Consider the following 13,524-nt stretch of genomic DNA (forward strand, 5'->3'; position numbering starts at 1 on the left):
TTGAATTTACAATATGAGGTCAATGAAAATACAGAGACTGCTTCATTTCTCCTCACTAAGTGTTAATAGGTTGGTAACATGCCGGCGCATATTAACTTAAAGAAATGCGCACTGTAATACTTTCAGGAGGATTTACTAATGAAATCAGATCACGAACAATCCGTTCAGCCTCAAATCATTCAAGATCAAACCCATTCTCCTGATCCAAAGAAATGCACCTCTTCACGACGCCGCAAACGAGTGATATGGGCTTGCATCATTCTAATTCTCTGGTTAATCGGCGTCATGATATACCAGACACATAAACCTCTTCCCGCAGGGATTTCCTATGAAAGTCCTATATACAAAGTGAATAATGTATCCTTCTGGCATGACCTAACCTATCCAGACGGTACGGACACAGGTAAGCAGGAGAGTGAAATCCTCCCGAGAATGCTGCATATCATCGAGGAGTCAAGGGAGTTCTTAGTCATCGACCTGTTCCTGTTTAATGATTATACCCATAAAGATCAGTCATTCCCTCCAGTCAGTCGAATGCTGACAGATAGATTAATCTCACAAAAGCAAACCTATCCTGAAATGGAGATTGTCTTTATCACCGATGAGGTCAATACCAATTACAACTCAGCGTCCAACCATCTTCTGGAAGAAATGAAGGCCGTAGGGATCCGAGTCATCATGACCGATGTTAATGCGCTGCGAGATTCTACACCTGCCTATTCAGCCGTCTGGCGCACCTTCATTCAATGGTTCGGACAATCCGGTAAGGGCTTTATTCCCAATCTTATGGCCAGTGGCGGACCGGATATTACCGCTCGATCTTATCTGAAGCTGCTGAATGTGAAGGCGAACCATCGTAAAGTAATTGTCAGTGAGAACACTGCACTAATTTCCTCTGGAAATGTTCACGATGCCAGCGCCTACCACTCCAATATTGCTTTAGAGGTACAAGGTCCAATTATTGCTGATATTCTCCAGACCGAGCAAGCAGCAGCCAATCTTTCCGACGCAGGACCTCTGCTGGTTCATAAGCCCAAATTCACCCAAGAAAAGAGCGTACCGTCAGCTGAACCCCTGGAGGTTCGCTATTTAACAGAAGGAAAGGTGTACAAGTATGCGCTGCAAGGCATCAGATCCGCCCAGAAGGGGGATACCGTATGGATGGGTATGTTCTATCTTGCTGATGATGCCATTCTGGATGCGTTGGTGGAGGCGACTTCACGCGGGGCTAAGGTAAACCTAATTCTGGATCCCAATCAGAACGCCTTCGGGCGTGATAAAATCGGGATCCCTAACCGTCCAGTTGCCATGGATCTGAACAAGCGCACGAATGGCGAAATCTCTATTCGCTGGTACAATACAACCAAGGAGCAATATCATCCGAAGTTGCTCTTTATCGCAAAACAAACCGGCAGTTCCATCCTTCTTGGCGGCTCTACTAACTTTACCAAACGTAATCTGGATGACTACAATCTGGAGAATGATCTGTGGATTTCTATGAAGCGTGATCAGCCGCTGTTCACAGAAATGGAAGCCTATTTCAATCGGCTATGGAATAACGAGGGGCATGTGTTCACTTTACCCTTTGAGGCCTATCAGAGCGATGTGACCTGGTTTAAGTACATCCTGTTCCGATTGCAGACCAACCTGGGCTTTACTACTTTTTAAGTGAGAAATATAAAACATAAAGTATAGGTACTAATCTTATACTTTCTTATATTTCAAAAAACCACCGTAGAGAAGGCTACACCCTCTACGGTGGTTTTTCTGTTATAAGGCTATAGCAGCGGAGACATTAGTCTGGCCGCAGATTCCAGCATACGTACCACCATGCGTTTATTCATAAAGGTCTCCTGCACAATCTGAGTGGTAGATAATAAATCCCGTTCAAAATCAGCAACGATTCGGGTAACACTCTCTGTTTGAAGCAATAGTGCGTTAACTTCAAAGTTAAGATGGAAGCTCCGCATGTCCATGTTTGCTGTACCAATAGTAGCTATTTCACCATCCACGATTAACAGCTTAGAGTGTATAAAGCCCTTCTCGTATTCATAAATCTTCACCCCAGCCTCCAGCAATGCCGGGAAATAAGAATGCGAAGCCAGAAACGGAATCCATTTATCCGGCTTAGCAGGGAATAATAATCGAACATCTAGACCAGATATAGCCGCTACACGTATCGCAGTCAGGATATCCTCGTCCGGAATGAAATAAGGGCTGGCAATCCAAACTGATTTCTCAGCTGAGGTGATCATGGAGAAAAATATATTTTTGAGTGCACGGCGTTCATTGTCCGGCCCACTCGCAATGATCTGTACAGCTCCGTCCCCTGTCATAAAGTGTAGCTGTGGTGTGAGATAATCCTGCTCCAATATTTTTTCACCTGTAGTATGCATCCAATCTTGCAAGAAGATGATTTGCATCGTCCGTACCGCTTCACCTCTAACTAACATATGGGTGTCACGCCAGAATCCATAAGTTTTACTACGGCTTAGATATTCATCCCCCACATTGAGTCCACCCATGAACCCGACATCACCGTCGATGACGACGATTTTTCGGTGATTCCGGTAATTGACCCGGCTAGAGAAAAAGGAGGTGGAATTACCGTACGAAGCCACCTGTACTCCAGCGTCAACTAACTCCTTCAAAAAGGCTCTGGAGAGTTGAAAGCTACCTACAGCATCATACATAAATCGGACAGACACTCCCGCACGCGCCTTCGCGATCAGAATCTGTTGAATACGCGTTCCAATATGATCTGCACGGAAGATGTAATACTCCATATGTATATGGTGCTTCGCTTGTCTCAGCTCTAGCAGTAATGTCCCAAACGTCTCCTCACCATTGGTTAGGATACGCGTCTCTGAAGCAAAGGAAATAGGAGTACGTGCTAGAGTCTTGGATAATAATAGTAGTTTTTGACGCGAGGGGTCAAAGACCGACCAATCTTGATGCGTACGCAAAGCGTCATTCTCAATTCGCTCATAAGCCATAAGATCTCTTTGTGCTTTTTTATCATATTTACGACGTTTAAACACATTCTGACCAAATAGAAAATAGAAGACCAGTCCGAGCACCGGGATCAACGCAAGCAAAAGAATCCAAGACATCGTAGTGGAAGGATTACGGTTCTCCATAAAAATAGCCAAGCTAATCGAAATGACGGTCAGTGTGGAGAAAATACTAATAATCGTTCCTGCAGTACTCCCAAAAATACCAAAACCAAAATAATAAAATGCTATAAATGCCCCAATGATAATTATAGATTGAAGTCCTCTTCTCATATTGTACCTACCTTCTTATTCATACAAACAACACTGAAATGACACATTTATATATTACATGAAGAACCTATTTCTTCCTAGCTAATTACTATGTAAAAATCTATTTACAACAAAACTGTAACCCTTCTGTGGTGAAATTTGTAATGACAGGATGGATCGAATATAATTATTTTGACCGATTAGTCAATTATAGAACTGAGTAGTCAGAAAGGAGGTTATTCCCCAATGAGTGATAAAACGATGGACAAGCAGGAACAGATTATTAAGATCGCCATGCAATTATTCGCTGTGAAAGGCTCGTCCTCCACGTCTATGCAAGAGATCGCCGAATTATGCGGAATTTCGAAGGGAAGCTTGTATCTAGTATTCAAATCAAAAGAGGAGCTGGAACGCAGCATTTTTCTCTATTGTTACCGAATGATTCGTGATCCCTTATTACGTGAAGAACAAGAAACCCAAAGAACACCGCGTGAGAAGCTTAGGAATCAAATAGAAATTCTACTGAGTCATGTGTACGAATTACGTGAGTTCTTGCAGCGTCAGATCCAGGAGGTTGCCGGAAAAGGGTTTGATACTGAAGTACCGGAATGGCTGCGCAGAAACAATGCTTCCTTCTTGCGCTGGTTTCAGGTGAAGATGGAGACCCTTTATGGAAAAGAGATCGTTCCCTATACCGGAGATTTATGTATTGTAGGTCATGGACTAATCAAATCGTATATTGCGGTTATTTTTCGTCAGGACACCCATTTGTCCCTTGCTGTTATGGCTGATCATCTAATGAATCTATTGGATATTATTGTAGCTGGTCTTCTTACAAGTAAGCAGGCTCCACTCATCAACTCGACTATTTTAGCAAGCTGGATGGAAGAGAATGAGGAGAGTAAGCGAAAAAACCCACTACAGATCATTAAGGACATGAAGACTCTGGTCAGTAAATTAGATAGTATTGTTCCCGAAGAGTCAGCCGATTTACTGGAATCACTCAACATTCTAGAAGGCGAGGTTCTCTTACCACACCCACGCAAAGCAATCATACAGGGGATGTTGTCCAACCTCCAATCCTGCTCAGAGCTCACTACACCATTGGAAGAATTGAGGAAGCTGGTTACCTCTTTTTCAAATCATTCATGCGTATTTCGTTAATTGCTCTATAAAGAGTTCGTGAGAGAGAAGAAAATGGATAGTGAGTATTATAAATTTTCAAAATGGCGCCCTATTTCGTAAAGATAAGGCCCGAGAGGAGCAGAAACAAAACTTATGAAAAGCTTAATTAATTTCTCGCTCAGAAATAAATTTGCCATTTGGCTTCTGACGATAATTATTGTATTTGCCGGTTTGTACAGCGGACTGACAATGAAGCAAGAAACCCTACCTAATATTAGTATACCCTATCTTAGCGTAACAACCATCTATCCGGGGGCTGCACCAGAAGGCGTTGTTAATGATGTCAGCAAACCATTAGAGCAAAAACTGCGCAATGTGGATGGCGTAAAGACAATCACCTCCACTTCTCTGGAGAATGCCTCCAGTATTCAAATTGAGTTTGATTATGGAACGAATCTGGATAATGCTACAGCAGCAGTTCGCGAAGCGCTAAATGAGGTCTCATTGCCGGACAATGTGCAAAAGCCTTCCATTTCCCGGTTTAGCCTTAGCTCAATGCCTGTAGTCTCCCTTAGTTTATCGAATGGGGATTCAGAAGATCTCGAAGAACTAACCCGTATTGCCGAGAACGATATTCGCCCCGCCCTTGAAGATGTTGAGGGTGTTGCTTCTATTCAAATTTCTGGACAATACGTCAAAGAAGTTTCGCTTAAGTTCAATCAAGAGAAGCTCAAGGAATACGGACTGACAGAAGATACGGTTAAAGGGATTATTCAAGGCTCTTCCCTCCGCGTTCCACTAGGACTGTTCGAGATGGACAAAGCTCAAAAGGCAGTTGTCGTGGATGGCAACATCACCACCGTTGAGGATCTTAAAAATGTGACTATTCCAGTAATGCCAACTGGTGCTGCGAGTGCTGCTGGTGCTGGAGCTCCTGGAGCTGGCGCTGCCGGTGCAGGCGCTGCTGGCGGAGCTGCAAATATGGGCTTGCCGACCGTGAAGCTGGGAGAGCTTGCTACAATTGAGGTTGTTGGGAATTCTGAATCGATCTCCCGTACGAATGGTAAAGAATCGATCGGTATCCAGATTGTCAAAGCCAACGATGCCAACACTGTTGATGTCGTAAATGGTGTTAAGGACAAAACTGAAGAATTAAAAGCACAATATAAAGGCATTGACCTTACAGTTCTGCTTGACCAAGGTAAGCCGATTGAGGACTCCGTAAATACAATGTTGTCCAAAGCGGTATTTGGCGCCCTTTTCGCAGTCATTATCATTTTGGTCTTCCTGCGGAATATTCGTTCGACGATCATTTCTATCATCTCTATTCCTTTATCATTGCTGATCGCAGTGTTATGTCTGCGTCAAATGGACATTACGCTTAATATGATGACCCTTGGTGCGATGACCGTTGCCATCGGACGGGTAGTCGATGACTCGATTGTAGTCATAGAGAACATATACCGGCGACTCTCCTTATCTGGGGAGAAGCTAAAAGGCCGGGAATTAATCAGTGCAGCCACACGTGAAATGTTCGTACCAATCATGTCCTCTACAATTGTAACCATCGCAGTGTTCTTACCGCTTGCTTTAGTAAGTGGCATGGTTGGAGAGCTGTTCTTGCCTTTCGCCTTAACCATGGTCTTCGCCCTGCTCGCTTCATTGGTAGTTGCGATTACCCTAGTTCCTGCAATGGCGCACTCCCTGTTCCGGAACGGATTGAAAGGTAAGAAGACGCATAGTGAGAAACCAGACAGAATGTCTGCCGGTTACCAAAAGATTCTGAACTGGTGTCTTTCCCATAAACTCGTTACGTTCGGAGTAGCCGTTCTGCTCCTTGCGGGTAGCTTGTTCCTGATCAAGCCTATCGGCGTTAGCTTTATGCCTTCCCAAGAGGATAAAACGGTTATGCTAACCTACTCACCGAAGGCTGGGCAAAGAACTGAAGAAGTCCAAGAGCAAGGTCTGAAAGCAGAGAAATATATTTTAGCGCAACAGCATGTAGATAAAATGCAATATTCCATCGGCGGCGGCGGCCCTATGGGTATGGGCGGATCGAGCAATTCGGGACTTTTCTTCATCGTTTATGATAGCAAAACTCCTGATTTCGAATCCGTGAAAGAGAAGTTGATCGAGGGCTTAACCGCAGAAGTCCCAGATGGTGTGTGGGGCGATATGTCTGCGATGATGAGCGGAGGTATGGGTGGAAGCTCACTAACCGTGAATGTATTCGGAGATGATTTAGATCAAATCAAGCCAGTCGCAGATGAGATCGCCAAAATCGTGCAGGCTGATACCACTAATTTCAAAGATGGAGAAACAAGTCTCAAAGAAGCTTACGATCAATATACGATTGTAGCGGACCAAGAAAAGCTTAGCTCCCTTGGACTTACAGCGGGACAAATTGCGATGAAGCTTGCTCCTGCAGGTACACGTCCAGTACTCACAGAAGTAGAAATGGACGGCAAGAACTACAAAGTCTATATCGAAACTGATAAAGAAACGTATAAGAGCATTAAAGAAATGGAAGAAGCTACATTGACTTCCCCACTAGGCATCTCCGTGCCAATCGGGCAAGTCGCTAAAATTGAAAATGGGTCTTCCCCAGACTCGATTACTCGGATGGACGGTAAAATGAAGGTGGATGTCACTGCCGAGATTATTTCAAGTGACGTCAACAGTGCTTCTAACCTCGTGAAGGAAAAAGTAGATGCTATGGACTTACCTGACGGTGTAACAGTTAGCTTCGGTGGTGTAACCGAGCAGATCAATGACACATTTGGTCAATTAGGTATCGCTATGGCGGCTGCTATTGCCATCGTTTACTTCGTGCTTGTGGTTACATTTGGCGGTGGATTAGCTCCATTTGCTATCCTGTTCTCACTTCCTTTCACCATTATCGGGGTACTAGTGGCTCTTCTAATCGCTGGAGAAACCTTAAACGTCTCCTCCCTCATGGGTGCGCTGATGTTGATTGGTATCGTAGTCACGAATGCCATTGTCCTCATCGACCGCGTTATTCATAAGGAAAAAGAAGGAATGACCACACGTCAAGCCTTGCTTGAAGCAGGCGGCACACGTTTACGTCCAATCCTGATGACTGCACTTGCAACGATTGGCGCATTGCTGCCACTGGTTACAGGACTTGAAAACAGTGCAGGGATCATCTCCAAAGGACTAGGCGTTACTGTTATCGGCGGTTTGATCAGTTCCACGCTACTGACACTTGTAGTAGTACCAGTCGTGTATGAGTTCCTGATGAAATTCCGCAGTAAAAAGGTAATTGACTAGAACACTTGATGCATATCAAGTAAACATGCTAAATGAAGAAGCTGTCTCCAAAGTAGTGAATACTACTTAGGGGACAGCTTCTTTTTTACTTGGACCTTCATTTAAATCGCTATTTACACTTCCACAGCAAGGAAAACCCGACCTAATTTATAGGCCGGGCTCTGTATTATAGTGTTCTTATAGCATTGCTGTTGCACTGCTCTCTAGTGAAGCTCTCCAGGAACGCAGCATTTGTAGATCAAGGGGCAGAAATTCTGCGAGCATATGGGAAAGCCCCAGATACAACGGACTATCTGTTGCTGCATTCAATTTGTCGCAGAACTGTGGGGTCCATTGCAGTAAATGTTCTTCCAAAAAGGCTTCCTGAATATCAAGCAGTTCCATAGCACTTCTAATGGAAAAGCTATTATACAACATACGCTCATGCATTACTGCCATAAATTCCAGCTCAATAGCAATATGATCATCAGCTTCACCATTACATTTGTTAAAAACAATTCCTGCGGAAGTATACACATCAGCAAGCACGTTGCAGAAATCTTCAGAACGACCCAGAATAGCAGCTTCACGTAATTTAAAAGAGCTTACTGTCTGTTCGTGCATAAGCCGTTTATACTCCAGGCACTCTTTCTCGCATATCTTCAGGAGCTGGTTCGGTTCCTGACTCAGATAACGCTTCAGTTCCCGCCCGCCTTCCGTCATTTCTGCAGCAACACTCATCTTGCGATTGCGGCTCCACTGAGCCACAAGGGAGAGTGATGGTTTTCTACCCAAAAAATCCACTAAAAGCTGATATATTAATCCCCGACTTTCCAACCAATGGCTAAATGCCTCCGGCACGGCGAGCGATGGAACAGTTTGCATAGTCATTTTGCAAATCCTCCTCATTGGGTTTCCCGGTCACACACCGTCACATTACGATGTGAAGTTCCCGGTATCCTTTCTGTTTTCGCAAAAGTGAAAGAATAAAGTAATCCGCACCTAGATTATATCGGATATTTAAAACGCTTTCCGTGAGCATTCTATGACTAATCACATCATTTGTCGTACTTTTGTCACATTTTCGCAAGACTATTTCGGCTTCATCATTCTATTTAGTTTGTCCATAATTATGCAATAAAATCATAACCTTCCTTATTTAATTAGGGGGTGCTTAACACGTCCACTACTTTGCTCATTGACGTACCCTCAAGTGATCTTTAAAATTCTAAACAAGTATAACAGCCCTCATCACCTCTTAAGGAGAGAAGCATTCACTATACCGACAATTGAAGGGAGCAACGCTATGGAGCCGCTGACGGACCCTTTTGGGCGTTTACACGATTACATCCGCATTTCGGTTACCGACCGCTGCAACCTGCGTTGCATTTATTGTATGCCAGCGGAAGGGATGGAATTCCAGCCACAGGACGAGATTCTGAGTTATGAGGAAATCACCGCAGTGGTGGATTCGCTAGCCCCTCTCGGGTTACGTAAAGTAAGGTTAACCGGTGGAGAACCTCTTGTACGCAAAGATCTCGAAAAGCTAGTGGCTATGATATCTGCCATTCCGGGGATCGACGATATTTCACTGACTACAAATGGATTAATGCTACCAGCTAAAGCAAAGTTGTTAAAACAAGCCGGACTAACACGTGTGAACATCAGCCTAGACTCATTACGGCAAGATCGCTTCGCTATGATTACACGCGGCGGTGAGGTCTCCAAGGTACTAAAGGGGATTGAGGCAGCACAAGCTGCTGGGCTGGCGCCGATCAAGCTTAACGTTGTACTAATGAAAGGGATTAATGATGACGAGATCAAGGATTTCATCTCCCTTACGCTGAACAGTCCACTAAATGTACGCTTTATTGAATATATGCCTATCGGAAGTGCTACTGATTCTTGGCGCCAATCCTATTTGCCGCTGGAGACCGTTATTGATGCCTGTACTGAAGCTGGATGGGAAACCGTGGAGGCAGAGATGCCCTCTGGCAATGGTCCCTCCCAGAATCGGCGGGTTATTGGAGCGCAAGGAACGTTCGGATTAATTCATCCCGTAAGCGATCACTTTTGCGATAACTGCAATCGTCTAAGACTAACTGCAGATGGCCATATCAAAGCTTGTCTGTATTGGGAAGACGAGTACAATGTCCGTCCCCTAATAAGCGATCCTGCAGCAGTGCAGGCCTTATTCCGCAAAGCTCTGGGTAACAAGCCGCATAACCACGAAATGGCATTAGCCTTGGAGAAAAAAGCACAAAGCCACACGCCGACGACTCGGCGTATGTCTCAAATCGGAGGTTAGTCTGTCTTATTAAAAACGCCGCTCTCCCCAAAACAATTGGGAAAAGCGGCGTTTCAATTAGAGATTAAAGGATGGCCTCGCCATCCATATTTTATAGATACAGGGCCTCGAGCAGCTTGTAAATGGTCGCTGCTGCTTCCGCTCTTGTAGCATGGTTCTCAGGTCGGAACGTATGATCCGCGAATCCACCCAAAATACCAGCTTCAACACCCGCTTTTACAGATACCTGTGCCCATTGTGGAATGGAGGTAAGATCCGCGAAGTTCCCCTCTTTATCCGTTTGCTTATGGGCATTAGCGTTCAAAGCATTGGCGAGCATAACTGACATTTCAGCACGGGTAATTTTCTCCAAAGGCTCGAAGAACATTTTGCCATTTACCTCATATCCACGAAGGATTCCGGCATTTACCGCCGCTGCTACATCATTTGCAGCCCAAGATGGAATCGCACTTTGATCCGCGAATTTCATCGTGCTACCCATAGATTGCAAACCTAGCGCCCGTACAATCATAGACGCAAACTGTGTGCGGGTAACCTCCTCATTCGGACGGAAGGTATGATCCTCATACCCTTTCATAACACCCATTCCGATTAGACGGTCTGTAAATGTAGAAGACCAATGATTATTCAAATCAGTAATCGATGGAGCCTGATAATTAAATACAGCATATTTAGCGAACTGATTCACATTTGCAGTTATAATCCCAGCCGTTTGGCTTTGACCACCCACGTAAATCCATTTTTTAAGCTGTTCGTTATAATAGTAGATTGCCGCTTTATGACCTGATGTAATCTGAGCAGCATCGTAATTCAGAGACAATTCTACAGGTTTATTGAGCATGCCCGTCTTGCCGCTAGTAAGCTCAACGGCTACACTCACAGCCTGAAGATCGCCTTTAGCTGGTGTCTCACCAGTAGCAACAACCGAAAAGGAAATTTCGCTGTTACCAGACAACGCTCCAGCCGGAATCGTAAAGCTGCCCACGTCTTTAAGTGTGCCCGTTCCTCCCTGCTGTGCTTTTACCTCCAATTCCACACGCGGAGTTGTAGCGGGCTGCCCTGTAGGAGATGGCGTCGCGGTAGGAGCTGGAGTTGGAACTGGTCCGCTGCCTCCTCCGTTATTATTTCCCCCTCCACTGCCAGTGCCCGCGGTTACAACTACTGTGCGTACAACCTCAGTAGCCGCATTACCAGCCAAATCTGTGGCATTGTATTTCAGTTTATAGGTTCCTGGAGTCTGCACATCCACTGTTCCTGTCACCAGGATAGCCCCCGCAATCCCAACCTTGTCCGCAACCTCTGCGCCCGGGTCCTTGAAGCCATTCCCTTGGGTCAGATTCAGATGACTATCCCCCTTCAGGGTAATCACAGGTGCTGTACGATCGATATTCACAGCAATGGGCAGTGTAGTCGTATTTTCTAAAGAATCCGTTGCTTTAAATTGCAGTTGATGTTGGCCTTCTTCCGAAATCTCAACCACTTTCCCACTTTCATAGGGTAGGAAATTGCCGTTTACATCGTTCGCCAATTGAATGGATACATCCGCACCAGGAATATATACGCTAGCATACACGCTTACAGAAACACTCTGATTCGTCCAGTCACCACTTAAATAAGATTGTCCGTTCTCAGTCTTTAATGTGCTATGAAGGGCCAATGGGGTGATACGATCATCTCCGCTCAGCGTTACTTCAAAAGCCTTCGTTTCCGTAGCTAATCCCCGCTGGATTGTAGCTGTTAAGGTCAGCTTCGTATCCTTCTTAGGTTGGAAGGTGATTTTACCTGCATTCGTCATCAGGACCGGATTGGAGCTTTTCCACACAATACTTGTCCCGTGTTTGCCTTCTGTAGGCAACGTTAGATCAGAAGTTACTGCGCTTGTATCTCCTAGATCTAATTCAGTCATAGTATCATTAACTGCCTGCTGATCGGTGTACGACTCCACATCCACAAAAATCGGATTGGAATAAAACCACATATCACTATAATTACGGGCATTGATTTCTTCGAAACGAGTCAGGTTATCGAAAGTATTATTTTTTGGATCAATCTGCGGTTCGCCGTTAACCGTTTCTCCTGCAACATCAGTTCCCAGGTTAGTTCCTCTTAACCGGAAGTAACGATCCTTGTCCACTGCCTCTACCTTATACTTAATAACATTGTAGCCTTCGGAATCGGTAGTCCAGTCCTCGCTTGTGAAACGTTTCAACACTTGTGTTGAATCGTTAGTCGCTTTGGTGTAATCAGGTGTGCCTGGATCAACCTTGCCATGGACTTCACCGGAGATTAAATCTACATGATCTACCTTAACAGCGTCGCCATTATTATTTTGCTGTGGACTTTTGAAACGGATCGTAAGCTCTAGGTCGTCCCCTTGTTTTACGTCCAGTTCGCCGCCCATTTCTTCCTCTTGTCCATCTCCAGACACGTTAAACTCTAATGCGTTGATGAGATCCCCAAAAACAGAGAAGGATTTCCCTGACCGCATGCCATCTACGACAGCGTTAATATCGGAGCCATCCACCCAGGTATAGTTCTTGGAATATTCACCAGGCCAGTAACCGCTAGAAAATTGATCATTTTTTGTTTTGAAATGAAAGTCTGAGTTAGCAAAATTCCAAAATCTGCGTCCCTCACCCAGCAGTGCGTCCCACATTCCTCCAAGCTGTGCAACTTTGACGTCTGTACCTCCGTAAGTCTCAGGCGTCTCTCCCCGATCACTCGCCATCTGATTGCCCAGCATACCTTCAAAGCCGAAGACAAGATTCGGATCGATATTGTTAAAATCACGGATATCCTCTATTTTAAGCTCCGAGCTTGTACCATTTTTTCTGGAGGGGTGATTGATCAGTACATAGCTATCTGGATAATGACTACTTAGCCATTTCATAGCTGTGCGAGTATCTTCTTTTGTAGAAAAAGATCTCTTATCTGCCGTACTCCACTTAGCCACATCTGCCGGATCAAACATACTTACATCCCGATTAGTAAATAAATATTCAAATTGATTAATAGCCTTCAAAGCTTCTGCAGACCCTGGATGATCTGTAACAATCCCAACCGCAGCATGATCATATTGGGGCATATCCCACTCAAAGCCAGAAAAAATGATTTTACCAGCGTATTTGCCTTCTGCTTGTAACTTCTTAATTTTCTCATTCTGATAATCTATAATGCCTTGAGACATCGGAATGGAGCCGCCGGGCAGATTCACCCCTTCGTCATCCCGGTCAGATACCCGAAGGTGGTCAGCCAGTGCCATCCAGTCAAAACCATTTTGTTCAAATGCAGCATCGAGGATACTCTTCAGTGACTCCTGAGCATCATTCGATTCAAAAGTATGTGCGTGATATTCACCTGTCATCCACTTGCCTGAATGTTCAGAAGCTGTTGTCGTGAACTCAGGCGTTGATTGAGCAGAAGCACTGTATGCTGCCTGCGTTAGGTTAGGGCTCAACAATAATACGGCAAGCGAACTAGTTAAAAATACGCGAACTTTTCTCTTTTTCAAAATGATTTAACCCTCCGATGACTTTTTAATTTTCTATTATTCTT

The 13,524-nt window shown here is 44.7% G+C and carries 7 protein-coding genes; 4 read left to right on the top strand and 3 right to left on the bottom strand.

The window, feature by feature from the left end:
- Nucleotides 1-138: 138 nt before the first annotated feature.
- Nucleotides 139-1,668: a phospholipase D family protein gene (locus MHB64_RS28805; RefSeq protein WP_341135899.1), complete on the top strand. Its 1,530-nt coding sequence runs from the start codon at nt 139-141 to the stop codon at nt 1,666-1,668.
- Between the two features lie 110 nt (nt 1,669-1,778).
- Here MHB64_RS28805 and cls read toward each other — a convergent pair whose 3' ends face one another.
- On the bottom strand, nt 1,779-3,287 hold the full coding sequence (gene cls, locus MHB64_RS28810) for a cardiolipin synthase (protein ID WP_094871105.1): 1,509 nt from the start codon (nt 3,285-3,287) through the stop codon (nt 1,779-1,781).
- A gap of 225 nt (nt 3,288-3,512) precedes the next feature.
- Between cls and MHB64_RS28815 the strand changes: the two genes are divergently transcribed.
- Both MHB64_RS28815 and MHB64_RS28820 read left to right on the top strand, forming a co-directional pair.
- Nucleotides 3,513-4,430 carry a TetR/AcrR family transcriptional regulator gene (locus MHB64_RS28815; RefSeq protein ID WP_341135900.1) on the top strand — a complete coding sequence of 306 codons (918 nt, stop codon included), beginning with the start codon at nt 3,513-3,515 and terminating at the stop codon, nt 4,428-4,430.
- Between the two features lie 114 nt (nt 4,431-4,544).
- On the top strand, nt 4,545-7,682 hold the full coding sequence (locus MHB64_RS28820; protein WP_094871101.1) for an efflux RND transporter permease subunit: 3,138 nt from the start codon (nt 4,545-4,547) through the stop codon (nt 7,680-7,682).
- A gap of 177 nt (nt 7,683-7,859) precedes the next feature.
- On the opposite strand, the gene MHB64_RS28825 is transcribed toward MHB64_RS28820, so the two are convergent.
- A complete protein-coding gene (locus MHB64_RS28825) occupies nt 7,860-8,552 on the bottom strand; it encodes a TorD/DmsD family molecular chaperone (RefSeq protein ID WP_094871099.1) in 693 nt (230 codons plus the stop codon).
- 415 nt (nt 8,553-8,967) lie between these two features.
- Here MHB64_RS28825 and moaA point away from each other — a divergent pair, with 415 nt between their 5' ends.
- Complete coding sequence (gene moaA / locus MHB64_RS28830; protein ID WP_094871097.1) at nt 8,968-9,969, top strand: GTP 3',8-cyclase MoaA; 1,002 nt, start codon at nt 8,968-8,970, stop codon at nt 9,967-9,969.
- Nucleotides 9,970-10,060: 91 nt separating this feature from the next.
- Here the strand turns inward: moaA and MHB64_RS28835 are convergent, their stop codons facing one another.
- Nucleotides 10,061-13,480 (bottom strand): S-layer homology domain-containing protein, encoded by a 3,420-nt coding sequence (locus MHB64_RS28835; RefSeq protein ID WP_341135901.1) that lies wholly within the window; start codon nt 13,478-13,480, stop codon nt 10,061-10,063.
- Between the last annotated feature and the right edge of the window lie 44 nt (nt 13,481-13,524).

Origin of the sequence: Paenibacillus sp. FSL K6-2859 (genome assembly GCF_038008265.1) — a bacterium.
In the GTDB taxonomy this organism is placed as follows: Bacteria; Bacillota; Bacilli; order Paenibacillales; family Paenibacillaceae; genus Paenibacillus_AQ; species Paenibacillus_AQ nitricinens.